The 26,054-nt window shown below is 47.2% G+C and carries 24 protein-coding genes and 1 pseudogene; 14 read left to right on the forward strand and 11 right to left on the reverse strand.

Features of this window, described 5'->3' with window-relative positions; all coding sequences use genetic code 11:
* Window positions 1-40: 40 nt before the first annotated feature.
* Window positions 41-1,390, reverse strand: a complete 1,350-nt coding sequence (locus FXO21_RS20755) for a sigma-54-dependent transcriptional regulator (RefSeq protein WP_149641884.1) — start codon at window positions 1,388-1,390, stop codon at window positions 41-43.
* Window positions 1,391-1,632: 242 nt separating this feature from the next.
* Between FXO21_RS20755 and FXO21_RS20760 the strand changes: the two genes are divergently transcribed.
* Both FXO21_RS20760 and FXO21_RS20765 read left to right on the forward strand, forming a co-directional pair.
* Window positions 1,633-3,297 (forward strand): mechanosensitive ion channel family protein, encoded by a 1,665-nt coding sequence (locus tag FXO21_RS20760; RefSeq protein WP_149641885.1) that lies wholly within the window; start codon window positions 1,633-1,635, stop codon window positions 3,295-3,297.
* Window positions 3,298-3,420: 123 nt separating this feature from the next.
* Window positions 3,421-3,975, forward strand: a complete 555-nt coding sequence (locus FXO21_RS20765; protein ID WP_149641886.1) for a DUF1572 family protein — start codon at window positions 3,421-3,423, stop codon at window positions 3,973-3,975.
* Window positions 3,976-4,086: 111 nt separating this feature from the next.
* Here FXO21_RS20765 and FXO21_RS20770 read toward each other — a convergent pair whose 3' ends face one another.
* The 3 genes from FXO21_RS20770 to FXO21_RS20780 all read right to left on the reverse strand — a co-directional run bounded on the left by FXO21_RS20770 (window position 4,087) and on the right by FXO21_RS20780 (window position 6,016).
* Entirely contained in the window at window positions 4,087-4,512 is a 426-nt protein-coding gene (locus tag FXO21_RS20770) for a hypothetical protein (RefSeq protein ID WP_149641887.1), read from the reverse strand.
* Window positions 4,513-4,607: 95 nt separating this feature from the next.
* Entirely contained in the window at window positions 4,608-5,099 is a 492-nt protein-coding gene (locus tag FXO21_RS20775) for a cupin domain-containing protein (RefSeq protein ID WP_149641888.1), read from the reverse strand.
* Window positions 5,100-5,110: 11 nt separating this feature from the next.
* A complete protein-coding gene (locus tag FXO21_RS20780) occupies window positions 5,111-6,016 on the reverse strand; it encodes a helix-turn-helix domain-containing protein (RefSeq protein WP_149641889.1) in 906 nt (301 codons plus the stop codon).
* Window positions 6,017-6,218: 202 nt separating this feature from the next.
* Between FXO21_RS20780 and FXO21_RS20785 the strand changes: the two genes are divergently transcribed.
* The 8 genes and pseudogenes from FXO21_RS20785 to FXO21_RS20820 all read left to right on the forward strand — a co-directional run bounded on the left by FXO21_RS20785 (window position 6,219) and on the right by FXO21_RS20820 (window position 13,024).
* Entirely contained in the window at window positions 6,219-6,704 is a 486-nt protein-coding gene (locus FXO21_RS20785) for a nuclear transport factor 2 family protein (RefSeq protein WP_192579283.1), read from the forward strand.
* Between the two features lie 46 nt (window positions 6,705-6,750).
* The gene (locus tag FXO21_RS20790) at window positions 6,751-7,251 is read left to right on the forward strand and encodes a nuclear transport factor 2 family protein (RefSeq protein ID WP_225865779.1); all 501 of its coding nucleotides are present in this window, start codon (window positions 6,751-6,753) and stop codon (window positions 7,249-7,251) included.
* A 57-nt stretch (window positions 7,252-7,308) separates the two neighbouring features.
* Window positions 7,309-7,962, forward strand: a pseudogene (locus FXO21_RS20795) (carboxymuconolactone decarboxylase family protein); the annotation flags it as partial.
* A gap of 87 nt (window positions 7,963-8,049) precedes the next feature.
* Window positions 8,050-8,526, forward strand: a complete 477-nt coding sequence (locus FXO21_RS20800; protein ID WP_149643573.1) for a (2Fe-2S)-binding protein — start codon at window positions 8,050-8,052, stop codon at window positions 8,524-8,526.
* 24 nt (window positions 8,527-8,550) lie between these two features.
* Window positions 8,551-9,195, forward strand: coding sequence for a hypothetical protein (locus FXO21_RS20805; RefSeq protein ID WP_149641890.1), 645 nt, complete (start codon window positions 8,551-8,553; stop codon window positions 9,193-9,195).
* A gap of 27 nt (window positions 9,196-9,222) precedes the next feature.
* Window positions 9,223-11,379, forward strand: a complete 2,157-nt coding sequence (locus FXO21_RS20810) for a molybdopterin cofactor-binding domain-containing protein (RefSeq protein ID WP_149641891.1) — start codon at window positions 9,223-9,225, stop codon at window positions 11,377-11,379.
* 35 nt (window positions 11,380-11,414) lie between these two features.
* Window positions 11,415-12,398 carry an aldo/keto reductase gene (locus FXO21_RS20815; RefSeq protein ID WP_149641892.1) on the forward strand — a complete coding sequence of 328 codons (984 nt, stop codon included), beginning with the start codon at window positions 11,415-11,417 and terminating at the stop codon, window positions 12,396-12,398.
* Window positions 12,395-13,024 (forward strand): flavodoxin, encoded by a 630-nt coding sequence (locus tag FXO21_RS20820; protein WP_225865780.1) that lies wholly within the window; start codon window positions 12,395-12,397, stop codon window positions 13,022-13,024. Before FXO21_RS20815 ends, FXO21_RS20820 begins: the two co-directional genes overlap by 4 nt.
* 72 nt (window positions 13,025-13,096) lie before the next feature.
* On the opposite strand, the gene FXO21_RS20825 is transcribed toward FXO21_RS20820, so the two are convergent.
* From FXO21_RS20825 to FXO21_RS20845, 5 genes are all read right to left on the reverse strand, one after another.
* Window positions 13,097-13,960 (reverse strand): HEPN domain-containing protein, encoded by an 864-nt coding sequence (locus tag FXO21_RS20825; RefSeq protein WP_149641893.1) that lies wholly within the window; start codon window positions 13,958-13,960, stop codon window positions 13,097-13,099.
* A 39-nt stretch (window positions 13,961-13,999) separates the two neighbouring features.
* Complete coding sequence (locus tag FXO21_RS20830; protein WP_149641894.1) at window positions 14,000-14,638, reverse strand: DUF4145 domain-containing protein; 639 nt, start codon at window positions 14,636-14,638, stop codon at window positions 14,000-14,002.
* A 14-nt stretch (window positions 14,639-14,652) separates the two neighbouring features.
* Window positions 14,653-15,129 carry a PDDEXK-like family protein gene (locus FXO21_RS20835; RefSeq protein ID WP_149641895.1) on the reverse strand — a complete coding sequence of 159 codons (477 nt, stop codon included), beginning with the start codon at window positions 15,127-15,129 and terminating at the stop codon, window positions 14,653-14,655.
* Window positions 15,113-15,418, reverse strand: coding sequence for a hypothetical protein (locus tag FXO21_RS20840; protein WP_149641896.1), 306 nt, complete (start codon window positions 15,416-15,418; stop codon window positions 15,113-15,115). The genes FXO21_RS20835 and FXO21_RS20840 overlap by 17 nt, the downstream gene beginning before the upstream one ends.
* A 75-nt stretch (window positions 15,419-15,493) precedes the next feature.
* The gene (locus tag FXO21_RS20845; RefSeq protein ID WP_149641897.1) at window positions 15,494-15,859 is read right to left on the reverse strand and encodes a DUF2200 domain-containing protein; all 366 of its coding nucleotides are present in this window, start codon (window positions 15,857-15,859) and stop codon (window positions 15,494-15,496) included.
* A gap of 223 nt (window positions 15,860-16,082) precedes the next feature.
* Here FXO21_RS20845 and FXO21_RS20850 point away from each other — a divergent pair, with 223 nt between their 5' ends.
* Window positions 16,083-16,457 (forward strand): hypothetical protein, encoded by a 375-nt coding sequence (locus FXO21_RS20850; protein WP_192579284.1) that lies wholly within the window; start codon window positions 16,083-16,085, stop codon window positions 16,455-16,457.
* 99 nt (window positions 16,458-16,556) lie between these two features.
* Here the strand turns inward: FXO21_RS20850 and FXO21_RS20855 are convergent, their stop codons facing one another.
* Window positions 16,557-19,427, reverse strand: coding sequence for a BspA family leucine-rich repeat surface protein (locus tag FXO21_RS20855; RefSeq protein ID WP_149641898.1), 2,871 nt, complete (start codon window positions 19,425-19,427; stop codon window positions 16,557-16,559).
* A 79-nt stretch (window positions 19,428-19,506) separates the two neighbouring features.
* Between FXO21_RS20855 and FXO21_RS29105 the strand changes: the two genes are divergently transcribed.
* A complete protein-coding gene (locus tag FXO21_RS29105) occupies window positions 19,507-19,629 on the forward strand; it encodes a hypothetical protein (protein WP_255486635.1) in 123 nt (40 codons plus the stop codon).
* Between the two features lie 110 nt (window positions 19,630-19,739).
* Here the strand turns inward: FXO21_RS29105 and FXO21_RS20860 are convergent, their stop codons facing one another.
* Window positions 19,740-20,345 (reverse strand): DinB family protein, encoded by a 606-nt coding sequence (locus FXO21_RS20860; protein WP_149641899.1) that lies wholly within the window; start codon window positions 20,343-20,345, stop codon window positions 19,740-19,742.
* Window positions 20,346-20,856: 511 nt separating this feature from the next.
* On the opposite strand from FXO21_RS20860, the gene FXO21_RS20865 reads away from it, so the two are divergent.
* Window positions 20,857-24,312, forward strand: a complete 3,456-nt coding sequence (locus FXO21_RS20865; protein WP_225865781.1) for a SusC/RagA family TonB-linked outer membrane protein — start codon at window positions 20,857-20,859, stop codon at window positions 24,310-24,312.
* A gap of 22 nt (window positions 24,313-24,334) precedes the next feature.
* Window positions 24,335-25,969 (forward strand): SusD/RagB family nutrient-binding outer membrane lipoprotein, encoded by a 1,635-nt coding sequence (locus tag FXO21_RS20870; protein WP_149641900.1) that lies wholly within the window; start codon window positions 24,335-24,337, stop codon window positions 25,967-25,969.
* Window positions 25,970-26,054 lie beyond the last annotated feature (85 nt).

A 26,054-nucleotide genomic window follows, 5' to 3' on the forward strand; every position in this document is an offset into this window, starting at 1 on the left:
ATATACTGAATCTGTTGCATGTTTCGAACCGGCGCTGGATTTATGGAACTGATTTTTGAAGACCGTATTCCTCGATTTTCCGGTAAAGCGTGGCAATGCCGATTTCCAGCAGACGGGCGGTTTCCGTCTTGTTTCCTTTACAGTAATTCAAAACCTTCTGGATATGCAATTTCTCGGCACTGGCCATCGAGAAGGCTGAAAGGTGCGGACTGTGCGTGGAAATGGATTGGTGCATATTGAAAGGCAGACTATCCGTTTGCAGCTCGCCGTCACTGATGATTACCGCCCGTTCGACCACATTTTTAAGCTCCCTGATGTTTCCGCTCCATTCGTGTGTTTCGAGTCGTTTCAGAAAATCCCCGGAGTATCCCGGGTTCGGCTTGTTGGTCTGTTTTGAAAAATAGTCGAGAAAGAAATTGAGCAAAAGCGGGATATCCTGCCTTCTTTCCCGTAAAGAAGGCAGCTGGATCTGAAAGACATTTAGACGGAAATACAAGTCGGACCTGAATTTATGCGATTCTGATTCTGCTTTCAAATCTCTGTTAGTGGCGGCGATGAGCCTGAAATTTGACTTGATCGGCTTAACATCCCCCAACTTGATAAATTCGTGGGTTTCCAGCACGCGCAGCAACTTGGCCTGTAATTCCAACGGCAGCTCGCCGATCTCATCGAGGAACAGGGTACCGTTATGCGCTTCTTCCAAAAGTCCCCGTTTGTCTTTTTGAGCGCCGGTAAAAGCGCCTTGTTTGTATCCAAAAAGTTCGCTTTCAATCATATCCCTTCCCAATGCGCTGCAATTCAGGGCGACGAAATTTTTGTCGGCGCGGAGGCTTGCATAGTGAATAGCCTGCGCGAAAACCTCTTTTCCCGTGCCGGTTTCACCGGTGAGCAGCACGGTGGCATCAGTGGGAGCGACTTTCCTGGACAGATTGATCGCATCCATAATCACCTGCGAGTTGCCGATAACGGCATCGAACGAAAACTTGTTGCTGACAATCGATTCAAGCCTTTTTACCTTTTTTTGCAACTGTGCTTTCTCGATTGCCTTTTCCAGCAGTGGCAGGATCCGATCATTATCATCGCCTTTGACGATGTAATCCATCGCCCCGTTTTTCATGGCTTGCACCCCGTCGGCAATATTTCCATTGGCGGTCAGCAGGATAATCTCAGCCTCTGGATTCCTGCTTTTCAGCAAGGGTACCAGCGCCACACCATTCCCGTCCGGCAGCCTGACATCACAAAGTACGGCATCGATAACGGGGTTATCAGCAGCGATGAGGCCCGACTTACAGTCAGCGGCTTCTACAACGTCGAAGCCTTCTGCTCTGATAATCCTTGCTAAAAGTGAGCGAAGCTTATCCTCGTCGTCAATAATCAAAACTGTTTTCACAAATGTCAATTTAATGGTCCTGCCTTTAACCTAGCGCTAGTTAGCAGCTTTTTATCAAAAGTTTTGTTCCTGATGGAGCTATTTAAAATAATCCGGTGACCGGTAACCAGTTATCCTTTATGTAATGGCAGGACTGGCGAATGGCAGTTATCATTTTGAAACAACATTCTCAAAATGATAGGCGGTAAATGCTTTTTTGGCATAAAATTTACAAGCTCCGCGTATCAATCCTGTCTTCAACGATGTCTGATATAAAAATCACGAACACCAAAATTCTACGCCTGCTGTCGGGTTGTCTATTGCTGATATTTCTCCAATTTTCCGCTCTGGCGCAGTTGCCATTTATGGCCGGGGATACTGCCCGTCCGGCCCGCCCGGTATACCCGCCCGATTCACTGGGCCGGCGTACGCCCCGGGGAACGGTCGATGGATTTCTGAAGGCAAGCTATCAGAACGATTACAAAAAAGCAGCCCTATACATCCGGTGGGACCCTGGGCTCAGGAAACGACAGAGCACAGTGGCGCAGGCAAAAGCATTGCAGGCGCTGCTCGAAGTTAATGGACGAATCTATCCTTATTCCTGGATCAGCAACGAGCCCGAGGGGAAAACAGACGATAATCTAGGCCCCAATCTCGACCGGATCGGTGCTGTAACCATTGATAATGAATCTTTTGATCTGATTCTGGAAAGCTTTCAGGACAAACAGGGCAACCCGATCTGGCTGTTTTCCACACAAACGGTAGGCCGCATTCCGCTGAATGTAGAAGAACCCGAAACCAGTACTGTAATCAGCGACATTTCCCCGCAATTCCTGCTGAAAAACAAATGGAGCGGCGTGCCCATTGCGCACTGGATCGCGACTATATTCCTGCTGGTCGTTTCCTACCTGCTGGCGATGGGAATCGCAAGGCTTGTGGTTTATCTGATCCCTAAAATCTATAAGAGAGGAGGTGAGGAACCTTATTTCGGTGTGATCAAAGCATTTTCACTGCCTGCGCAGCTATATCTTGCTATCTGGTTTTTCATGTACTGGGGTCGCGAAGCAGGCATTTCGCTGGTAGTGCGGCAGCGTTTCAGCAACCTCACCCTTATTGTGGGCGTAGTGGCGGTCATATTGCTGATCTGGCAGTTGCTTGACGTGATTGGCATTGTGACCGAGAAGCGGATGAAGCGGTACCGCAACCAGTCGGCCGTTTCGGCGATACTTTTCGTGCGACGGGCATTTAAAATAGCATTAGTAATAATAGGGGTGATCCTGATCCTGGACACGCTCGGTTTTGATGTGACGACCGGAATCGCCGCCCTGGGGATTGGCGGTATTGCCCTGGCACTTGGTACGCAAAAAACGGTTGAGAACTTTGTCGGCAGCGTCACAATCATTGCCGATCAGCCCGTGCGTGTGGGGGATTTTTGCAAAATCGGTGAGATCACAGGGACAATTGAACGTATTGGCATGCGGGCTACACAAGTAAGGACCAACGATCGCACGGTTGTCACAATTCCTAATGGGGAACTTTCATCATTAAAGATCGAAAATTATGCGCACCGCGAACGGTTCTGGTTTCACCCGATCTTCTATTTCCGCGTCGAAACCACTCCGGACCAGATCCGCCAGCTTATCCAGGATTTGCGACGCGTATTGCTCACACACCCACGGGTGAATCCCGATCCGGCCAGGGTGAGGTTTATTGAAGTAGGTCTGATGGGCGTCAAAATTGAGGTTTTTGCTTACGTGGATACCGGCGACGCAAACGTATTTCTTGAGATCCAGGAGGAGTTGCTTTTAAAAATGATGGACGTAATCGCCGGCAGTGGTACCAGTCTGACGCTTCCTTCTCAAACCATCTATTTTACTAAAGATCCCGGTTTGCCAAACCGGGAAGGTCCGGTTGTTTCTCCCGAATGAGCGTGCCGCGTGAAATTTCAGCCTGAGCCGATCTTTTGGCCAATCGCTGCGAACCGGCGTTTACGGGAAAATATTATTGACAAAACCGGTGGCTAAATAAAATTTAATGCAGGATATTTGGCTATGGAAAAAAGCTATTTATCGAGCGTTATCAAGCAATTCGAGTACTACAAATTGCTGGGTGAAAAGGCGATGGCACAACTGTCTGACGAGGCGCTTTTTTGGCAATACAACGAAGAAAGCAATAGTATTGCCGTGATCGTCAATCATATGGCAGGGAATATGCTGTCGCGATTTACCGATTTTTTAACCACCGACGGAGAAAAGCCCTGGCGGGACCGGGATCTGGAATTTGAAAATACTTTTTCAGACCGACAGGAACTGATCTCCTACTGGAATAAAGGCTGGGATTGTCTGCTGAAAACGCTGGGTGATCTGACGGAACCGCAACTTGGAGATATTGTATATATCCGGAACGAAGGGCATACCGTCGTGGAGGCGATTAACCGGCAGCTGACACATTATGCTTCTCACGTCGGTCAGATTATTTTTATTGCTAAAATGGTCGCGAACGAAAAGTGGGAAAGCCTGTCGATCGGGCGAAATAAATCCAGTGATTATAATGCCAGGAAATTCATGCAGGAGAAATCCAGGCGACATTTTACAGAGGATCTTTGATATTTTCCCGACATCGAAAAGACTTCTTGCCGAATCGGCTAAACACCAGGCCTTTTGCAAAAATGGAGTCGATAGTGATGCATATGCCTGGTAATCAGTCAATATGTTGCGTTATTTAATCTTTATCGATTCTATCATTTGTACGAAAATATTTTCATCGCGGCTCCTTCCGTAAAGTGTCAACCTGAGCGAGTTTCCGAGATTATAGTAGATCCCGATCACGCCCTGACCCGGTTTTTTGGGCTTCACCATTTTAGTTGGATAACCGTCCCGGTTAGTTTCTGTAATGATATGTGTTTGTGAAGTTTCGGAGGTAAACCGATACGAATACATACCATAATCGTAGTACAAAGTATCCTTGCCATCCGTAACGCCTCCCACTACGGAATCATAGCCCTGGGCGCTGAATTCTTTCCATTTTGAAGGTGCCTGAAGTGTGAATATATCGAAATCAAATGTTTTCCATTCGCTTCTTGGTTCCTCATGGGTACAGGCCAGCATCAGGCAACAGATGGTCAGCAATATAACGGCTTTCATACGATCTGGTTTAAAGGTTTTCGTGAAGAAAACACTTTCTAATAAATAGTTGCAAAGCCCCGGGATTTACCTTTTATCGCTTACTAGGAAAACGATTATTTCTTCAGATTCCCGTATTCCTGATCCGTCACAGCTTCCAGCCAGGTAACTCTTCCCTGCGGGGTATTCGGCGTAACTGCAACCTGGATAAAACCGACCTCAGGAGAGGCGCCATGCCAGTGAGGCGTATCGGGTGGACATTTTACGGCGTCGCCTTTACGAAGGATCCGGATCGGCTTGCCTTTTTCCTGATAGTAACCAATGCCGCTGATCGCAAGCAGGGCCTGTCCACCCGGATGAGAATGCCAGTGAGTACGTGCGCCCGGTTCAAAAGTCACATTTCCGACCGGTATATTGAACGCGCTGTCAGCCTGTATCAGCTGGGATACCCATGCAGTGCCGGTGAAGTTGGCCGCCGGGGCCTTCTGGCCTTTGGGGAATATGGCGTATAGCTGGTCAGAATTATCCTGTGCCTGTCCAGACAGGGTAGTCAGGACCAATAGGATTGCCGTAACAAATGTGCGTCTGAATTTGAGCGTATGCATCATGTTGCAGATATTCAATTAAGGTCTTTCAAAATCCGGTATTCATTCGGTGTCTGGCCGACGCGCTGTTTAAAAAGCCGGCTAAAATGCTGCGGGTAACGGAAACCAAGCTCATAAGCGATCTCACTGACCGATTTGTCCAGATCAAAAATCCGCTCTTTCGCCATATTAATGATCTTCATCTGAATATATTCCTGGGCGGATTTACCTGTCTCTTTTTTGATCATATCGCCGAAATAATTAGCCGACAGATGAAGCTGGTCAGCGCAATAGCTTACGCTGGGAAGTCCGAGGCTCTGGGGCTTTTCAGAGTGGAAGTATTCGTTGAGCAATGCTTCAAATTTTTCGAGAATGCCTTTGTTCACCACGTCGCGGGTTAAAAACTGGCGGTCGTAGAACCGTACACAATAGTCGAGAAACAGTTCGATATTGGCGCTAATCAGCTTTTTACTATGCTTGTCGATCCGTTGCGTTGTTTCATACTCGATTTTCGCAAAACAATCCTGCACGATCTGGCGCTCTTTTTCGGAGAGGTGCAGGGCCTCGTTTACTTCATAGGAAAAAAATGTGTAGTCGCTCATGTGACGCCCAAGGACTGTTCCATTCAACAGGTCGGGGTGAAAGATCAGCGCGGTTCCCATAGGTTGGTAAACGTTTTCCGGGTTGTTTTCGCCAATGGCCTGACCGGGCGCCAGGAAAACCAGCGTACCTTCTTCGTAATCGTAGTTGTCAAGTCCGTAGCGCAGGTCTCCGCAGTATATTTTTTTCAAAAACACCACATAAAATTCATAAGCCATCCGTCGCGACTCCCTGGGATCTGCTTTCGAAAGATCGACGATGCTGACCAGCGGATGGTGCGTTTCATGGTTGTTGAATGCATTGTATTCACGAATGCTGTTGAAGCGAAGGATCCTTTCCATTGGGTTGAAATTTAAATACTTATACCAAATTTATCGCTTCCCGACGTAATCGTGTCATAGCGTGCGTGCGATCAGTAATATTGGTAAGTAATACAGTAATCCATGTACAAAAGGAACGCTGACCTGGCGAGAACTTTGTATTCTGAAAATTTCACTAAACAACCGCACCATTTCGGTATATGCGGTGCTAAACAACAAATTTATGCAACCACAAACATTAGTAAAATCATTGCTGACAACTTCCATTATAGGACTGTGCTTTCTATTGTTCACTAGCGAACCTTTACGGGCACAAGCCGCTGCCGACGCGGAACAACAAATTATAAAGCTTTCCAAAGATAAATGGCAATGGATGGCCGACAAGGATGTGGACAAACTGGCTTCACTGTTTCACGACAAGGCAAAATTTGTCCATATGAGCGGCACCTGGAAAAAGGATGAAGAACTCGAAATCATCAAAACCGGGAGTATCTGGTACAAAAAGGCAGATGTTCACGATGTTGCTGTTGAGCTTGTAGATGACGCAGCGATCATCTGGAGCCGCATTACGCTGTCGGCGATGGTTCGCGGCAATGAGGCAAACACTGAGTTTACGGTTACGGAAGTTTATAAGAAAGTAGCAAATGATTGGAAGTTGTTAGCCCTGACATTTAGCAGTGTACGGGATACGCATGTCATTAAACACTAGGTGTTATCGGTCTTCATTCTAAAAACCAACCACTAACAATGCAGCAATGAAAGCAACTGTCAATCCCGAAATTCTAAACAAACGTCTGGCTGTTCTCATCATGGGACTGCTGTTAATCAGTTTAGAAGGAGCTTTTTCGCAAGCTCCCAACGCAAACTCTTCCGATCAAGCCGAGCAACGAATCACGACGCTCTCCAAAGACAAATGGCGCTGGATGGCTGACAAGAAAGTCGACTCTCTGGCAGCGCTCTTCGATGAAAAAGCCATGTTCGTTCACATGGGCGGAAGCTGGGGGAAAAACAGAGAGCTGGATGTGATCAAAAGCGGAGAAATCTGGTATAAAAAAGCAGAGGTTTATAATGTGACTGTCAATATCATTGGCAATACGGCGATTGTCTTAAATGATATCGATTTACTAGCAGTGGTGGGAGCCAATGAAGTCACTAATCCATTTATGGTAACCGAGGTCTACATTATGGAAAATGGGAAATGGAAAATGGGATCACTCACGTTTTCTCGTCTGCTGCGGCCGGTTAAAATGAAGTGATGATGCGCATTTCACCAAAAGCAGATTGATTCATTCGAGGCAAAACAGAAGATACTGATGAGCAAACCACTGATATTATTACTTGTAACTTTCCTTTTCATCTATCACCAATCTCCCGCCCAGACTAATGTTGGCGATACCGGCAATTTAAGTTCCAAACAGAAAAGTATTGTGACAATATCAGCTTTGACCGCAAAGGGTGATTTGCCAAAATTAAAGACGGCATTGAGCGATGGACTTACAGCGGGTATGACGATCAATGAGATTAAGGAAGAACTGGTCCACCTATCTGCGTATTGTGGCTTTCCCAGGAGCCTGAATGGCATTATGACTTTCAATACCGTCCTCGATGCGCGGAAAGCGAGTGGAATCACCGACCGGGCGGGTAAAGCTCCGATAAAGCCTGCCGATTCAAACAAATTTGAAACCGGTAAAAAAGTGCTCGAATCGCTCACCGGACAGCCGGAAGTATATCCAAAACAAAGCGGTTATGCGGCTTTTGTTCCGGCTATTGATACGCTTTTGAAAGAGCATCTTTTCAATGACATTTTTACCCGCGGTGTGATTTCAAATGAAGAAAGAGAGCTTACGACAATCGCCGCACTCATGAGCCTGGGAGGCGTTGATGCGCAATTGCGGGGACATTTTGGGATTTGTCTGAATTTAGGATTTACAAAGGCACAGCTGGAAGAAGTAATCGCAACAATTGAACCCGAAATCGGCAAAAGGGAAGCCGATGCCGGAAGCAGGTATTGGCACGTTTATTGGAAACAAAAAAATAAGAAAACTAAACTCACCATGGCGAAAATCACACTGAATATCAACAACAAAGACTATCCGCTGGAAGCGGATCCGCAAATGCCCCTGCTGTGGGCGATCCGCGATCTGGCAGGGCTAAAAGGCACCAAATATGGCTGCGGCGTGGCGCAATGCGGCGCTTGCGTGGTACACCTGAACGGCGAGGCGGTTCGCTCCTGCGTGACGAAGGTCAGCCGGGCGGTGGATAAGAAAGTGGTAACGATTGAAGGCTTATCCGAGACGAACTCGCATCCGGTGCAAAAAGCCTGGCAGGAGATCGACGTGCCGCAATGCGGGTATTGTCACTCCGGGCAGATTATGTCGGCTGCCGTTTTGCTCCGCGAAAAACCCGACCCGACCGACGAGGACATCGACGATGCGATGGCGGGGAACATTTGCCGCTGCGGGACTTATCTCCGCATTCGCAAAGCGATCCACCTGGCCGCTGAAATGCAGAAGAAAACTGCAAATGGTTAATTCTGTTCACTTCAATCCGATGTTATGAAGCAATATCCTAGAAAGGAGGGAAAATATTTCTTCTCCGTGCAGACTGCCACGATGCTTTCTGTACTCATATTCATTGTCGCTGTCGGCGCGTCCGCATTCAGGAAAGACGATTTGCCAAAAAAAGAGATTGAATTTAAGGCTATTAACCGGGATAGCGTCGAGTCCGTGAAGGCGTTTGCGACGGTTTATAAAGTTCTGATGAGTCCGCGCTGCATGAACTGTCACCCTGCGGGCGACGTACCGTTGCAAGGTGACGATAGCCATTTGCATGTGATGGGGCCGAAACGCGGCGTCGACGGGAAAGGTGTTTACGCCATGAAATGCTCCAACTGTCACCAGGAAGCCAACACGCCGGGGCTGCACACGCCTCCGGGTAACCCGGAGTGGCATTTGCCGCCGGCAGATATGAAAATGGTTTTTCAGGGAAAAAGCCCTCATGAGCTGGCCAAACAATTGGTTGACCCCAATAAAAATGGGCATAAGGATATGAAAAAGCTTATCGAACACGCCGACGATGGCCTCGTACTGGCTGGCTGGAACCCTGCCGAAGGCAGGACATTGCCGCCCGTATCGCACGCAGAATTCAAAAAAGCCTGGTTAACCTGGCTCAAAAAAGGCGCTTACGCTCCGAAAAAGTAACGCCATTTCACTGAAATCAACAACACCATGGACAACCAGACCGTATCCAGAAGGAATTTTATAAAGGCTACCGGGATGACTGGGGCCGTGCTTTCGCTGGGCTTTTACTGGCCAACCCATGCGAAAACCGCGAAGATCGTCAAGGCGGCCGAAGCAGACAATTTCGGTGTGGAAATGAATTCCTGGGTACATATAGATGCATCGGGCAAGGTCACCATTTTCGACCACCGCGCCGAAATGGGGCAGGGCTCTTACCAGGCCGTTCCGCAGATCGTCGCCGAGGAGCTGGAAGTGAATCTGAATGAAATCAATGTCGTCTTTGCCCCGGGCGATAATAAAAAATACGGCAACCAGGTAACCGGCGGAAGCTCTACCGTTCGCGGTTCGTATAAGAACTTATTGAAACTAAGCGCTACTGCGCGTGAAATGCTTATTCAGGCAGCCGCAACGAAATGGGGCGTACCCAAAATTGAATGCCATGCCGAGGGCGGGAACGTCATTCACAAACCATCGGGCAAGCGGATGCATTATGGTGAGCTGGTGGAAGCAGCGTCTAAATTGGAAGCGCCGAAGGATGTCGTGCTTAAAAAACGTTCGGAATATAAGCTGATCGGCAAGCCATTGCGCCGGCTGGATACGCCTTTGAAAACCAATGGAGCCGCGGTTTTTGGATTGGATAAACAGATTCCCGGAATGCTGTACGCGGCGGTGGAAAGAAATCCGAGGCTGCGTGGCAAAGTGAAGCGCTTTGATGACACGGCTACCCGGAAAATACCCGGTGTGAAGCAGGTTATGAAGGTTAAAATGGGCGTTTTTAACACCTATCGTGAAGGCGTTGCCGTGGTGGCGGATTCTACCTGGGCTGCGATTCAGGGTAAGAAGGCTTTGAAAGTGGAGTGGGACGATACCGGTTTTGAGCATTTGAATACCGAAGAAATTTACAAAAGGCAGGCTGAGGCATTGCAGACGCAGGAAGGGTTAACATTCAAAAAGCAGGGTGAACCGAACGAAATCATCGCCAAGGCGGCGAAGAAAATTGACGTTACCTACGAAACACCCTACCAATACCACGCTGCCATGGAGCCTCTGAACTGTATTGCGCATTACCAGGACGATCAGCTCGAAATATGGGGGCCGATACAGGCGCCGGAATGGGTGCAGGACTATATAAGCAAGGAAATGTCGATTCCCAAAGAAAAGGTGATTGTGAATATGACCTTTTTGGGCGGAGGCTTTGGTCGGAAAGCCTTCATGGATTATCCGCACGAAGCCGCCGTGATCTCGAAAGAAATGAAAGCGCCGGTGCAGGTAGTCTGGACGCGGGAGGATGATGCCACACAAGGACCATTCCGTCCGGGCATTACTTATCGCTGTGAAGGCGTGATCACCAATGGTGAAATCCACGCATTCAAGGTGAAGATGGCCGGACAAAATAACGATCACTGGCGCGGAGGCAAGAAGGATACGCCCAACCGCAGCACCTCGGAAGGTTTTTTGAAGCCTTATATGGATTCGATTAAAAACCTGGCGATCATGGATGTGGTATTCGAAACGCCGATCCCGACGATGTGGTGGCGGTCGGTGTACGCTTCGACAAATGGTTTTGCCTACGAAAGTTTTCTGGACGAACTCGCCGTGGAGGCCGGAAAAGACCCGCTTGATTTTCGTCGTGCATACCTGAAAGAAGCGCGTTTGCACAAGCTGATCGACAAAATAGAAGAAGTATCAGGCTGGAAAAGCCGGAAAAAGGGTGATGGTTTTGGTGTGGCGATTACTGAGTGTTTTGCCAGCACAGTTGCCCAGGTCGTCAAAGTATCGAAGGCGGTGAATGGCGGTGTGAAGATAGATCAGGTTTGGGCAGTGATGGATTGTGGCTGGTATGTAAATCCGGATACGATCAAGGCGCAAATTGAAGGTTCGGTGGTAATGGCGCTGGGTGCCGCTACGATGCACGAGGTCAGATTCAAAGACGGTAAGGCGGTGGATAACAATTTCAGCACCTATCAGATGCCGCGGATTACCGACATTCCGCCAATCGACATACACATTATGGACAACGAAGAAGATGCCGGCGGCGTCGGTGAACCCGGCCTGCCACCTTTCACCCCCGCGCTAACCAATGCAATTTTTGATTTGACAGGGAAAAGGATCAGACGGCTGCCGTTTAATTTGGCGGGTGTTTAATTAGTATTTAGAGTCACTTTGTGACAAAAAACAAAATGAAAAAAAGACAATTAGGAAATAGCGGTCTTGAAGTTTCGGCTCTTGGCTTGGGTTGCATGGGATTAAGCTTCGGTTACGGTCCGGCAACAGATACCAAAGACGGCATTGCATTGATCAGGGCGGCCTTCGAACGGGGCGTCACTTTTTTTGACACGGCCGAAGCTTACGGACCATTTACAAATGAAGAATTACTGGGCGAAGCGCTGGCGCCTTTTCGGAACGAAGTGGTGATCGCTACCAAATTTGGCTTTGAGGGCGGTGACTCGAAGGCTGGCCTGAACAGCAAGCCGGAAAACATCCGAGCGTTCGTGGAAGCTTCGCTCAAACGCCTGAGAACCGATCGCATCGACCTCTTATACCAGCACCGCGTCGATCCCGAAGTACCGATCGAGGATGTTGCAGGAACCGTGAAAGACCTGATCCGGAGCGGAAAAGTAAAGTATTTCGGCCTTTCGGAGGCAGGGGTACAGACGATCCGCAGGGCGCATGCCGTGCAACCTGTGGCGGCATTGCAAAGTGAATATTCACTCTGGTTTCGCGAAACGGAAGATGAGATTATCCCTACTTTGGAAGAGCTCGGCATTGGCTTTGTACCATTCAGTCCACTGGGTAAAGGTTTTCTGACGGGTAAGATCGACGAAAACACGACATTTGACAAAAACGATTTCAGGAACATCGTCCCCCGGTTTACTGCCGAAGCGCGAAAGGCAAACCAGGCCATGGTAAATTTGTTAGGCAGAATTGCCAGTGAAAAAGAGGGTACACCCGCACAGATTGCCCTCGCCTGGCTGCTGGCTCAAAAGCCCTGGATCGTGCCTATTCCCGGAACAACCAAACTGCACCGGCTGGAAGAAAATCTGAGTGTCGCGGCAATTGAATTAAATCCGCAGGATTTAGCAGAGATTAAGGAAGCAGCTTCGCAAATCACGGTTGAAGGAGCCCGTTACCCCGAGGCACTGCAAAACAGGGTAGGGAAATGAAAGTCAAATACATAGCCTGGATATCTTCCTTAATACTGATTGTTGGAATGAGCTGCACTTCCGGTGAGCAGCCGCGCGTCGGGGACGAATTGCCTTCCGACGGCGCGTCCAAAAAGATACTGATCGTCTATTTGTCGCGCACCAACAATACCAAGGCAGTCGCCGAAATGATCCAGGCACAAATGGGAGGCAAGCTGGTGGCCCTGGAACTTGCGAACCCATACCCGGCCGATTACAGGACGACCGTCGATCAGGTCGCCCAGGAAAATGCATCCGGTTTCCTGCCCCCGCTAGCCACCAAAATTGACAGTATCGATCAGTACGACCTTATTTTCCTCGGTTTCCCGACCTGGGGCATGCAGCTCCCACCCCCGATCAAAAGTTTTCTCGCGCAATACAATCTCGCCGGAAAAACCATCGCCCCATTCAATACCAACGCCGGCTACGGGATTGGAAGCACATTCGAACAGGTCAAAACCCTGGCCTCCAGGAGTGTGGTGCTGGAAGGTTTCTCGACGCGTGGCGGGATTGAGCGGGATGGTGTTTTGTTTGTAATGGAAGGAGGCAGGGAGGTTAAAGTCCGTGGGGAGGTGGCAGCCTGGTTGGGGAAGCTGAGGGTGAAGTAGAGGGGGGTAAATGTTAGAGAATACCAGCCATTATGTTTTTAAGGTCGCGAATGGAAGTCCCTCTTCCAGTCTTCAAATTTTGATAAATTCCGCAATCCGCTCGTTACAAATCCGTTCAGTCAGGTCTCTCAGCAGTTTTACACGCTCGGATAAATATTCCAATTCTACTTTTTCGATCTTGTAATTTATTTCATATCGCGCATCGATGTAGGCTTTTTTGAGAAGTTTAAACAGCCGCGCTTCTTCTGCTGTATTTTTTGGAAAAACAGTTGCGAAGTTAGGATGAAGTTTTTCGACTTGTTTTCCTAATTCCTCAATATCGTGTGTTCGGGGTTTGTAATCAGTAAAAACGAGGAGAATGGCAGAATAATATCTTTCTGTGGCTTGATGAAGTTCGAATGCAGATTTGTTGTAATGTGCTAAACTTTCGCCTTTTATAAAAAATATCCCACTGTCCAAAAAAAGATTTGCAGATTCAAACCAATGCTTAAATGCATTACTAGCTTTTTTCTGTCTTTCTTCTGGACTCAAATCTTTCGGCTCTGATAAGCTGAAATTTCCGGAATCAAAAAGCATAATTCCTTCCTTGAAGATATCTACAAAAAAGTAGTAATTCCGCTCGATCTTATCGTTCACGAACCAAACGCTGTGTTGGATAATATTGGCTTTGGTACTGTCTTCGTTAGCCGCCAATTCCTTATCTAAATCCCGCCATTTCTTTTGTCCTTTTGCGGCCCTTCTGTCTTTGGTGATAACCAGAATATCAAAATCACTCACATATTCATACGTTTCCTGGTAATCTTCTACCCAATCACCACGCGCATGACTGCCGAAAAGGATGATCATTTCGGCAGGGACTTTGGATAGGATGATTTGGGTGATGGTTTTTAATTCTTCCTGCTTGTCTTCGGGGAGGTGGGAGAGGGTGGTTTTCATGTGTGTGGGGAGGTTACGTTGTTGACTAATGGATTCGACTCAAATCCTTGATTTTGCATCCCTGTCATTTATTCCTTTTACTTTGTCTGCGGGTAAACTATTGTAAATTCCGCTTACTTTTTTGGGAAGGGCGATCATATATTCAACTATAATATTTACCAGATCAAACAACTGCCCAACTGTTTCTGGATTATCTGTATCAATCTGGCCAGGATGAACTGCATCATTTCCTGTTACCCTGACAATGTCCAAAGATTGTTGCACAATAAGAGGAAGTCCTTTCTTTACGAGGTTGCCAACATCAGTATTAATATTTTTACCCTCTTCACCAAGTTCCTTACACAAAACTTGGATTGAAAGTCGAAGTAGGGCGGCAGATCCTCTTGGTGATTTCGAGCTAATGGATGATGCTTCTATATAAAGTTTTAAAACTGATTCAGGCATGTCAGGGTTGGGAATCGGGGCATGCCCGAAATCTGGGAAATACATTTTATCTTCAACCCAGAGTGTTACATTATCGCAATGTTGGCATGTACCGACCCTTAGAGGATGACTTTCTTTGGGATGTGCGGTTTGGGTACTATTCCACCATCTCCACCACCAATCTTGTTTGGCAATTGCACCGCAATGGGGGCAGGTAAATGACTTAATGAAAACTTGTGGTTGAATATATTTCATATAATTAGCCCAATTCAATGCTCTATTCTAGGAAAATCCGTATAATCCTTTATATACTTACTGAAATCATGACCTGAGCATTCCGCCTTCCCTTTTGTGAAAGAAAAATAAAACGTAATGTTTCCCTTTGCTTCGGAACCTACTTTATCGTTTTCAAAATGGTTGAGTAAATAGTCCTGTCTAATGATCACTGGCTTCGACCATTCATCATTATGCCTGACAATGAAAACATAATGGACCGGAATATTAGAAACGTTCTGAAGATTTTTGAGAGACACATTGAACTGGCCGCTGAAACTATCTTTTCGTGAGGTAGAAGTTGACGTTTTGACCTGTACTCGCCTTAATGTACCATTGTCGTCCTGAACCACGAATATGTCATCTCCGATATCAACCTCGGGAATAGCGACATTCCATCCGAGCATCAAAAACTCAGACATAATTGCCAGGTGCCCGGCCTTTCCAAGATATTGATTAAATTTTTTTGTCACGCGGGTTTACTTTGTGTAGTATGTTCCCTGTCTGCGTATCAACAAACTGAATTTCGTCGAATTGATCAAGATCACTTTTATTTTCAACACCTAGTAAAGCTGGATATATGTGACTCTCGAGTTTCCCGGCATAAACTTCAAAATCGCTTTGTGTGTCATACCCTACAAAAATATTATTAGCGGGATGGGCATTAGGAAAAAGTTTCCTGATGAAGTCACGAATGGACGGCGAGATACTGAATGAGTATCCGTCCATTTGCTTATTTACCCTTATTTTGATTGCGTCCATTGCCAGAAAATTTTACATTCGAAGATAGGAAATTATTGCCAGTCTTAATTCCCGCGAAGACTTTGATCCCTCACATCAACCCTTCCGCAGGATCTTTTCCATCTTCCTGCCTTTTGCTAATTCGTCGACCAGTTTGTCCAGGTACCTTGCCTGCCTGGTTAGTTCGTTCTCAATGTCCTCGATACGATAGCCGCAAATGAGCCCGGTGATCAGGTTTGCATTGGGGTTCAGATTTGCTCTTTTAAAAAATGTTTCAAAAGTGACCTTCTCATCAATCAGGTGTTCCAGTTTTTTGCTGTCGAAGCCGGTCAGCCATTCGATTACCTGATGCAATTCTGCTGTTGTCCTGCCTTTGCGCTCGACTTTGGTAACATAGTGCGGATACACCGATGAGAAGGTCATTTTCGCGATTCGCTCATCGTGTTCGGGCGTTGTCGTCATAACTTTTAGTGTTGCTTGTTGAACACTCAATTTTACAATAATCAAAGTTAGCTTTCAAGTATTTTCTTGTTGTCTACGCCCCAGGTGCTTCCTTCCAGGTATGAACCAAAAGACCCGGGCTGCGATCTTTTATGTACTTTTTTTTTCAAATATCACAAATCCAATATTTATTTTTAATTTCCGACTAGTATCTGATATTTCAAACGCAAACATTTCAATACACATGAAAACAAAACGCTACATCCTATTAATGGTGATCGTCATCGGTGCGTTCTCGATAGCGGCGCGAAAAGCATTAACCGCCGACGACCTGGCGGGCACGTGGAAGTACCTGATCAGTGATGTGCCGCCTGAATATGAATCAGGATTTTTAGTTTTTGAGCAAAAGGAAAATAAAACGGTCGGGTACGTGGAGGCCGCTGAAAAGAATGAAATGAAGGAATTGGCTGTCGATCAGGGGAAAGTCACTTTTACGACAGAAAACCAGAATGGCGTGTTTAAATATAGTTTCATGCAAAAAGGCGACACGCTCACCGGCATGATCGGATCTCAATACGGAGATTTTCCGATTATGGCAGTCAGGCAGGCTAAGAAGTGATTTGAAGTTTGCCCGTTCTGGTTTTGTGCATATTTGAAGCAAGGGGTGCTTACTGGTCTGGATCAGTGAACACCCCTTGTTTATTTCCTGAGCGGTCTGTTACGGGTTTTGCTTACCCACAATAACCTTTTTTGTCTGATCGCCAACCGACAGGAAATACGGGCCGCTGGGCAAATGATCCACTTTTACGGCGTTGCCAACCGACCATCGCTGCTTGTGGACGACCTGGCCTTTTGTATTCCGAATGATCAACTTCTGCTCACTATTCAGACCCTTTACATACAGGTTGTGAGTGGCCGGATTTGGATAAATCACAATTTCTTCTCGCGGTTGTTTTACCGAAATGATTCTTGAATATTCAAATTTACCGTCCGAACCGTCCGCCGCATAATCGAGTTGTTTGAGCCGGTAGTAAGCAGTGGGTAGGGGGTTAATATCCCTGAAATTATATGTCTTCCTAGCCTGGGAATCTCCGGCTCCATCTACAAAACCAATTTTTTCGAATGTCCTCGCATCGGCACTCTTTTCGATTTCGAATCCTGCATTATTTGTTTCAGAGGTAGTTTCCCAGGTTAGCAGCACGCCGTTTCCCTGCGATTTGCCGGTGAATGAGATCAGTGTTACCGGCAGCGCGGAGCATTCTGTTCCAGAAAAGCCGTCGCCAGTGAATATCCAGCCTTTTGCCACATCCAGGTGGTCGCGCGCGGCTATGGCATTGGTCCCAAATAGTCGGCCACTGGCATCTAATATGAGGTTGTTAGGCGTGTTGGGATTCGCGTTCCAGCCGATCAGTGTAGCACTGTAATGGTCGCAATCCAAACCGGAATTGGTCAACATCCCTTCCAGCGAAACTAATGATTCAAGTGACCATGCGCCCAGGTACTGGTTAAAAGTAGTAGCATCATTAAACATGTTTCCCATATCCCGCACATTAGCGGTGTTCCAGCCACCGATGGGCTGATTAAAACCAGCAGCTTCGAAAAACATGCCTGCCATATCGGTCACATTTGCCGTATTCCAGCTACCTATTGGTTGGTTGAAGGCTTCGGTTTGTTCAAACATGGAGAACATGCTACGCACATTGGATATGTTCCAGTTACCAATGGGTCGGTTGAAAGCGGTGGCGCCGCTGAACAGCACGTCCATATATTGCACATTGGAGGTGTTCCAATCGCCTATGTTAGCCGGGCCATCCAGTGTAGTGCATCCCTGAAACATGGCGGCCATATCAGTCACGCCGGACAGGTTAGGCACGTCGGTGGCGCTGATATTCAGATTAGAACAACCCGAAAATGCGCCACCCATGGAGGCCCAGGCTATGTCTCCCCATTGCGCTACATCAAGTAGTTTTTCTTTGTCTCCGAAACCACGAAAATATATCTGGGGAAAAGTACCACGGATTCGAATGGTGTAGGTGCCAGCCACTCCAAAATCATGCGTGACATCGCCAGTGATGCCGGCCTGGTCATAAATGCCGTCATTATTCCAATCCACCTCGTAATTGTAGCCGACGCCTGTTGTCGGGATAGTAATGGATGTGCCGTTGGAATCTCCGATGTTGTCGGTTTTCCAGGTGGTAATGAAGGGTGAGGGGCAGAAGGTGCCCGAGGCGGCGTCACCGGTGAAAATCCAGCCTTTTGTGGTCATGAGGTTGGTGCGGGCAGCTACGGCATTGGTTCCGTATAACCGGCCTGCGGCACCGAGCGAGAGATTGCTGCGCGTGCCGGGGTTGGAGTTCCAGCCGTTGAGGGTGGCGCTGTAATTTTCGCAATCCATACCACAATTATTCAGCATATCGGTCATTTCAAAAAACGGGCGTACTAACCACCCAGCTAAGGATTGATTAAAAGCCGTGGCGTCAGCAAACATGCCTTCAAAATGATTCACAACGGAGGTGTTCCAGTTTCCGATAGGTTGATTGAAGGCGGAGGCTGCCTGGAACATGTTGACCATACGGGTCACTTTCACCGTGTTCCAGTTACCTATGGGCTGGTTAAAAGCGGCGGCCTCACAGAACATATAGTCAAAAGTGACAGCACTGGCTGTGTTCCAGTTACCGATGGGTTGATTAAAGGCAGTGGCCTTGAAAAACATGCCTTCCATATTGATCACTTTCGCGGTATTCCAGTTACCGATGGGCTGGTTGAAGTTAGTGGCCTCACAGAATAAGGAGCCCATGGTAGTAACATTGGCTGTATTCCAGCTACCAATAGGCTGATTAAAGGAGGTGGCCCCGAAAAACATGTGTTCCATAATGATCAGACTGGCGGTGTTCCAGTTATCGATAGGTTGGTTAAAGGCGGAGGCTTCCTCAAACATAAAGCCCATGTCGGACACGTTCCCAGTGTTCCAATTTCCGATTGGCTGGTTAAACGCCTTGGTTCCGGCGAACATGCGTTCCATGTGGGTCACATTGGCCGTGTTCCAGTTCCCTATGTTGGCCGGTCCATTCAGAACAGTGCAGTTCTGAAACATGCTTGTCATATCTGTTACACCGGACAGATCGGGCAAGTCGGTTGCGCTGATGTTCAGATTGGCGCAACCCCCAAAGGCAAGGTTCATACTTGTCCAGGCTATATCACCCCATTGCGCGACATCAAGCAGTTTTAGTCTATCCGTCGGATAATCGCCCAAAAGTATCCTTGGGAAAGACCCTCTGATGCGGACGGTATAGATGCCCGCTACCCCAAAATTATGGGTGACATTGCCTGTAATGCCTGACTGGTCATAGACGCCGTCATTGTTCCAGTCCACCTCATAATTGTAGCCCGCACCTGTTGTCGGAATGGTAATGGAGGTGCTGTTCGAAGTCCCGGTATTATCGGTTTTCCAGGTCGTGATGAAGGGTTGCTGCGCATAGGAGGTAGTCGCCGCTAAAATGATGATGCACAACAACACCGCTAAACGAAGGAGTCCATTCACGGAGAAGAATACATAGTTGGTTTTTGAGACAAGTAGTGTTTTAAGCATGTGCGAATTGATTAGATAATAGAGGTTACATTCGTAGCATCAAATCAATGCAAAACAAACTGTAAAACAAAGTAAATCAATGGTTTATTTGGATTGGTTTGATGCCGACGGTAACTCGGCTGTTGACCTGCATATTACACTTTACGTACCTGCTTCGGTTTACTCGGAACGATACTATTTGAGTGGATCAATGGTAATATGATCTTGAAGGTGCCCGTCGCAGCCTTATGAAGGCTACAACGGGTCGGGGCCGGGGTTGAACTATCGCCGCAGCTGCACTCCGGAATGGATCCCATCGATTGCACGGCAGATTTATTTAGGGAAATTCGGGTCTGCTTTTACTTTCCGGATCTGCCTTAAATGCCTGTCGACATGTCCCCATTGATAAATGTACACCTGGTGCATATTTCTTGGGTTAGGGGTCGCAGTCAGCTCAAAGTGTGCCCTCATATCTGCCTCGGTCTTTTTCAAAAAAGCCAGGTTTTGCTCCCGGCGGCTTAGGAAGAAGGCAAGGTTATCCTTTCCCTTAATAAAACCGGTCGGAATGGCGATGTCCGCCGCTACGTGTGGGTTTGTTTCCATGATAAAATCCGAGTAGTAGCTGTCGGGCCTGCTCGATTTGTTCAGTTCAGGCTGTGGCTTACTACGCGACCCCATACTGATTTCGCGTGCCCAGATGATCTCCCATAGAGCGAGGTGTTCCACAATTTGGCCGATAGACCACCGTTCCGCCGACTCATGAAATGCCCACTGGGCGGGCGTCAGATTTTCGGTTTCCTTTACCAGCTCATCCCGCGTCCTGTTGAATTGGTCAATCGTAAATTGCCGGTCTGTCTCTGTCCAGAGCTTTTCCTGAGCAAAAGACGAACACGTAAGAAAAGTGAATGACAGTAAGACGAAAAACTTTAAGTGCTTCATTTTCAGTTATTTTAGGTTTGCCCAAAACTAGGAGAAAATATGAAACGTGAAAAAAGCATTGTGTAGCCGGCAAATTTATTGAGCAAACGGATATGCGCTCTACACTGCTTTTGACCAACACCGAAGGGGATTGCGATTGATGGAATCGTTTTTACGGATTCGACATTGACGTCCTGAATCCAATTTTACTCTGAAATAGTCCCGGACTCGCTTTGGCAATAGTTTGGATTTAAGAGGTAATGCGTACTCAAAAACTGGCATGCTGAAATTTATCGGCGTACCAGTTTTTCTTGTATGTGATAGTACTAATCTGCGAATTAAAAGTAAGTAAAGAAGTTTCGGTCGCCCCTGCGGATCTCCCTGGGGAATGTAAATTTTTTGTTTTGAAATAGTATGCATGCATAACATAATGATAATATGAAAGACGCGCCTTAACTGAAATCCCTATTGTCTCTAACCATTACGATCACCTTAACAACCCTGTCAAATTATTCGCATCAAACTTTACTTTATGAAATCACCGGCTACAAAATTCATCAGGCAAATGACGTGCTACCTGCGAATTTCAGCACTGTTTCTGCTTCTTTCGCCAGGACTGCTTTATGCAAGTATTTCCAATGGAAACGATGTAAAAAAAATCACAGTCCAGGACCGCACCGTCACGGGTAGAGTAACTTCCAGGGCTGACAACAGCGGAATGCCAGGAGTGAACGTAGTGTTGAAAGGCACACAAAAAGGGACCAGTACTGATGCAGACGGAAAGTATTCCATCGAAGTTTCAGGTGAGAACCCGGTTCTGATTTTTTCTTTTGTAGGATACGAAGCTTCGGAAACTGAAGTGGGCAATCGTAGCGTGGTAGACATAGCTCTTGCGGCAAGTTCAGAAAGTCTCCAGGAAGTGGTGGTGACTGCCCTCGGGATAAAAAGAGAAGAAAAGTCGCTAGGCTACAATGTGGGAAAAGTGGATGGAAAGGAACTTACGAAGGTAGTTCAGGAGAATGTATTGAATTCGATTTCTGGCAAGGTTGCCGGCGTGACGATCAATGCAACTGGGGGAACAGGGTCTTCGGTGAGTATGGTAATCCGTGGCGCCACTTCGCTAAACAGTGACAATCAGCCATTGTTCGTGATCGATGGGGTTCCCATCGCCAATACGCTGAACAATGTCAGCCAGATCGGGACCAACAACCGGGTAGATTACGGTAACGCGATATCCGGCTTGAACCCTGAGGATATTGAAAATATATCTGTCCTGAAAGGCCCGAGTGCAGCCGCATTGTACGGTTCCCGAGCAGGAAACGGAGTCGTTTTGATTACAACCAAAAGTGGAAGCAAGAATAAAAAAATGACCGTTTCGGTTAATTCCAGCACAGTTTTTGACAAGCCTTACCGATTTTTAAAATGGCAGACTCAGCTTGGTTCAGGGCAGTTTTCGGGTATCCCGGCTGATATTTCCGGCAATCCGTACAGCAATCCGTTTGGGAAAATAATAGACGAAAGCGTAGGAGGGACTGGCGGCGGTGCATTGGACAAAGGTTACAAAGAAATTCAGTGGAACAGTCCGATTGGTCCTGACGGCAAAAAAGTACCTTTGGAACTGATATCGCATCCCAACAACGCCAAAAATTTCCTTCAAACCGGTGTGACGACAACCAACAGTGTTGCGATCTCCAACAATACCGATCTGGTAACTTACAGGATTTCGTATAACAACATGCGAAACAAAGGCATAATACCCAATTCTGATTTATTCCGCAATACTTTAAACCTGAACACATCCGTAAAAATCAGTGAAAAGATACGGCTGAGCACTAATCTGGATGTGAGCAGAAATAACTCGAACAACAGGCCCTCGGGTAATACGGGAAGTAATCCGCTGGAAGGTGTGTACGAACTTTCCCCTCACATTGATGTGCGGGATTTGGAACAATACTGGATGCCGGGCCAGGAGGGATTGCAACAGCGCACACCGTTCAATGGCGTATTCAACAATCCATATTTCCTTTCGAAGGAAATCAAAAACAGCTTTGTGCGTGATCGTATTTTCGGAAATTTAAAGGCGGACTATCAAATCACGCCTGAACTCAGTATCATGGGACGAGTGGCTCTCGACACCTATAATGAGCAACGCGAATCCAAGATTGCGAATAGTTACGTGAGCGATCCTCGTGGTGCTTATGGTTTGATTAGTATCAAGGGCCTCGAGACGAACACGGATTTCCTGGCGACATTCAGAGAAGAGTTAAAGAATTTTAGTTTTTCGGTTTCCGCAGGAGGTAACTACCGTTACCAGACCGGATCGAATGTTACAAACACCACCAAGAGTGGTACCGGCCTGATTGTGCCAGGTGTTTACACTTTGCAAAACATCTTGCCTGACAACTTGTTTTATGCAAGCAGCTTATCCAAACGTGGTATTTACAGTGTGTACGGACTAGCTAACATTGGTTTCAAAGACATGGTTTTTCTTGACGTAACCGCCCGGAATGACTGGTCGAGTACACTGCCGAAGGGAAACAATTCTTATTTCTATCCGTCTGCCTCTCTGAGTGTGCTCGTCAATGAAATGCTGCCTGATATCAATGCATTGAGTCTGTTCAAACTCAGGGGAGGAGTGGCGCAGGTTGGTAACGATGCCTCTCCCTACCAGCTTGAGACAACATTGGCCAACGCCGGAACCTGGGGGGCGATCCCAAGGTTGTCGGTGCCGAATAATTTGCTTATCAACAATTTGAAGCCTGAAATTGCCACATCTTATGAAGCCGGTGTGGATCTTAATTTGTTCCAGAACAGGCTGAGGATGTCAGGAACCTATTATGTTGTCGAAAACAGGAACCAGATACTAAGTACCAAGCTGCCTCCTTCGTCAGGCTATGTCGGGAAAAATATTAATGCCGGGCTCCTTGTGAGTAAAGGGCTGGAATTTTCTCTGGGAGGTACGCCCATACAAGGTGAAAACTTCCGCTGGGATATCAATGCCAACATATCCAGAAACCGCACACGCATCAAAGAACTCGCTGACGACATACCTTACTTCACATTATGGTCTGATGCGAAAGGTGGTGCGTGGACTTATGTGGGGGACGAAATCGGGGACATTTACGATGCAAAACTGGTAACGGTTACTGACAAAAGTTCGCCGTACTATGACTATCCTTTACTGGACAAAAATGGAAAATGGCAGGCAATAGACGCCATACAGTCCAAGAACAAGATTGGGAATTTCAACCCACGCTTCATCATGGGAATGCAGACCTCCGTTTCATACAAAGGAGTCAGTTTGAGTTTGTCGTTTGATTGGCGCAACGGGGGCGATTTTGTATCTCAAACTTACCGTTATGGCGAGGAGCACATGCGATCCCAGTTGTTTTTGGACAAGCTGATCAATCCCAACGGAATGAGCGGGGATGAGCTGGAAAATTACCTCATTGCCAACCAGGACCAGATGATCAAGGTAAATGGAAATACTTTTCCTGTTGTGGGCGGCCCCACTCCCGACTTTGGAAGTTTCCCGGTGAAGTATAGCGGTATACCGCTTCCACATGGTGGTGCTTTCGTACCAGGTGTAATTGCCAACTACGATGCTGACGGAAATCTGACAGGTTATACCAGAAATCTGGGTGGAAGTTCTACCGTATACCAGCCGATAGCGGGTCTTACAACGTGGTCATTTACGAAACCCTTTACATACGACGCATCTTTTATCAAACTGCGTGAAGTTGCGGTAGGGTATGAGCTGCCTGCTAAAATGGTCAGAAGGATTGGCCTGCAAAGCGCAAACGTATCTGTTTACAGCCGTAACATCATGCTATGGACTGCGGCCAAAATCGGTATTGACCCTGAAACCGCTTTCCAGCTGGAAGCCGGGACGCAGGGCAATGGTATTCAGTTTAAGCAGGGAATTGAGCGATATAACGTAACTCCATGGGTCATGCCTATTGGGTTCAAGGTTGGGCTAACGTTTTAAAAGAAATTAAAAATCAATACTTATGAAGCATTTACGTATAAAATCAATCGTTCTGGCCATCATGGGGATTTTCATGGTGTCGTCGTGCAAGGATATTACAGAGCTGAATGACAATCCCAATGGCGTGAACCCGCTCACGGCAAATCCAAGTCTGGTATTATCGACTGTGCTTACAGAGACAGGACGGGCTTTTGTGAACCTTGGATATCAGGATGTTGCCGGTATTGTGCAGCATACCCAGAAGGATGGATGGAGCGGAGGGCATAACGACTATGATTGGGGGCAAGAAAACAGCTGGTCGGGTTACTATGACATTTTGCGGAATAACCAGTATGTATACGAACGCTCTGTTGAGCTCAAATATGAACTTCACCAGGGAATTGCGTTGGTCATCAAATCCATGATTTTTGGACTGATAGCGGATCTTTGGGGAGACGCACCCTATACCAATGCATTGAAAGCAGCCCAGGGTGGCACAGAAAACACATTTCCTGCTTTCGACTCTCAGGAAAGTATTTATATGGGAATCCTGGATGATCTTGAGAAAGCAAACGTGTTGCTTTCCAAAAACGCCGCTGAGTATGCTGCTGTGGGTAATTCAGATGTATATTATCAGGGAAATCCGGCTAAGTGGCGGAAGCTTGCCAATTCTTTGAAGCTGCGCTACTACATGCGGATGTCGGTGAAAAAAGCAGATTTCGCGAAAGCCGGAATAGAGACAATTGTTGCGAACCCAACCCAATATCCAATCATTACAGCAGCGGCAGACGATGCCACTATGGCCTATGCGGGCAATAGTTCGGCGGATTCCTGGCCGGGCGCAGTGCGTTTTGATCCGGATTCCACTAATTACCGCCGCATTAAAATGTGCGCCACTTTTGTTGAGTATCTGCAAGCTGGTAATGATCCACGTCTGGGTGTTTTTGCAAATAAAGTTCAGATCCCTCTGGTGGTTGATTCCTCATTGCCAAAGGGGACCGACCGGATCACAAATGGAAAACGCTACCTGTCTCCCGATAAAGTTACCGGCGCAATTGATACCGATCAGGAGTATGTTGGTCTGCCGGTTTCATTGCTTGGAGGTGCATCTTACAACATGAGCCCTACGGCGGCACAGGGCGCCAGAAATCCGCATGTATCCTGGCTCAACAGTATGTATATGCAGCCAACAGGCGCCTTGCTCAAATCAAGACTGATGTCTGCTGCGGAGGTGAATTTTATTCTGGCGGAAGCAGCACAGAAAGGCTGGGCAGCGGGCGATGCGAAAACCAATTATGAGGCTGCTATTCAGGCGTCTTTCACAACATGGGGGGTAGCCGGCGCACTTCCTGCGTATCTGGCGCAGCCGTTGGTTGCCTACAACGGGACCTTGAGACAAATTATCGAGCAAAAGTGGATAGCGAGCTGGACAGCTGCCACAGAAGCATGGTTTGATTACAGGAGGACCGGCTTTCCGGAACTGAAAACCGGGCCGCAAAGCAAAAGAGCCGCTTTACCCCTGCGTTTTTATTATATGCTTGATGAAAGGAACCTCAATAAAGCCAATGCTGATAATGCCATTAGCAAACTGGAGGTAACCAAATATTCAGAAGCGGATGGTAAGAACAGCGCATGGTCGAAGCCCTGGTTGTTGCAGGGGACAACCAAACCCTGGTAGTCGATCAGACCTGATCAGCATACCCGGTTTGCGTAAATACTAAGAATTACTTATTTCGACCGGTCGGGGGGCCGACCGGCTATAT

Origin of the sequence: Dyadobacter sp. UC 10 (genome assembly GCF_008369915.1) — a bacterium.
Classification (GTDB): domain Bacteria; phylum Bacteroidota; class Bacteroidia; order Cytophagales; family Spirosomataceae; genus Dyadobacter.

Excerpts from the sequence above, each read along its gene's own strand:
- FXO21_RS20820 (WP_225865780.1), top strand. The coding sequence starts at position 12,395 with ATGAAAGTCAAATACATAGCCTGGATATCTTCCTTAATACTGATTGTT.
- FXO21_RS20840 (WP_149641896.1), bottom strand. The coding sequence starts at position 15,418 with ATGGACGCAATCAAAATAAGGGTAAATAAGCAAATGGACGGATACTCA.
- FXO21_RS20825 (WP_149641893.1), bottom strand. The coding sequence starts at position 13,960 with ATGAAAACCACCCTCTCCCACCTCCCCGAAGACAAGCAGGAAGAATTA.
- FXO21_RS20800 (WP_149643573.1), top strand. The coding sequence starts at position 8,050 with ATGGCGAAAATCACACTGAATATCAACAACAAAGACTATCCGCTGGAA.
- FXO21_RS20860 (WP_149641899.1), bottom strand. The coding sequence starts at position 20,345 with ATGAAGCACTTAAAGTTTTTCGTCTTACTGTCATTCACTTTTCTTACG.
- FXO21_RS20855 (WP_149641898.1), bottom strand. The coding sequence starts at position 19,427 with ATGCTTAAAACACTACTTGTCTCAAAAACCAACTATGTATTCTTCTCC.
- FXO21_RS20805 (WP_149641890.1), top strand. The coding sequence starts at position 8,551 with ATGAAGCAATATCCTAGAAAGGAGGGAAAATATTTCTTCTCCGTGCAG.
- FXO21_RS29105 (WP_255486635.1), top strand. The coding sequence starts at position 19,507 with ATGGTTTATTTGGATTGGTTTGATGCCGACGGTAACTCGGCTGTTGAC.
- FXO21_RS20775 (WP_149641888.1), bottom strand. The coding sequence starts at position 5,099 with ATGATGCATACGCTCAAATTCAGACGCACATTTGTTACGGCAATCCTA.
- FXO21_RS20770 (WP_149641887.1), bottom strand. The coding sequence starts at position 4,512 with ATGAAAGCCGTTATATTGCTGACCATCTGTTGCCTGATGCTGGCCTGT.
- FXO21_RS20815 (WP_149641892.1), top strand. The coding sequence starts at position 11,415 with ATGAAAAAAAGACAATTAGGAAATAGCGGTCTTGAAGTTTCGGCTCTT.
- FXO21_RS20810 (WP_149641891.1), top strand. The coding sequence starts at position 9,223 with ATGGACAACCAGACCGTATCCAGAAGGAATTTTATAAAGGCTACCGGG.
- FXO21_RS20785 (WP_192579283.1), top strand. The coding sequence starts at position 6,219 with ATGCAACCACAAACATTAGTAAAATCATTGCTGACAACTTCCATTATA.
- FXO21_RS20830 (WP_149641894.1), bottom strand. The coding sequence starts at position 14,638 with ATGAAATATATTCAACCACAAGTTTTCATTAAGTCATTTACCTGCCCC.
- FXO21_RS20790 (WP_225865779.1), top strand. The coding sequence starts at position 6,751 with ATGAAAGCAACTGTCAATCCCGAAATTCTAAACAAACGTCTGGCTGTT.
- FXO21_RS20760 (WP_149641885.1), top strand. The coding sequence starts at position 1,633 with ATGTCTGATATAAAAATCACGAACACCAAAATTCTACGCCTGCTGTCG.
- FXO21_RS20845 (WP_149641897.1), bottom strand. The coding sequence starts at position 15,859 with ATGACGACAACGCCCGAACACGATGAGCGAATCGCGAAAATGACCTTC.
- FXO21_RS20870 (WP_149641900.1), top strand. The coding sequence starts at position 24,335 with ATGAAGCATTTACGTATAAAATCAATCGTTCTGGCCATCATGGGGATT.
- FXO21_RS20850 (WP_192579284.1), top strand. The coding sequence starts at position 16,083 with ATGAAAACAAAACGCTACATCCTATTAATGGTGATCGTCATCGGTGCG.
- FXO21_RS20865 (WP_225865781.1), top strand. The coding sequence starts at position 20,857 with ATGAAATCACCGGCTACAAAATTCATCAGGCAAATGACGTGCTACCTG.
- FXO21_RS20765 (WP_149641886.1), top strand. The coding sequence starts at position 3,421 with ATGGAAAAAAGCTATTTATCGAGCGTTATCAAGCAATTCGAGTACTAC.
- FXO21_RS20780 (WP_149641889.1), bottom strand. The coding sequence starts at position 6,016 with ATGGAAAGGATCCTTCGCTTCAACAGCATTCGTGAATACAATGCATTC.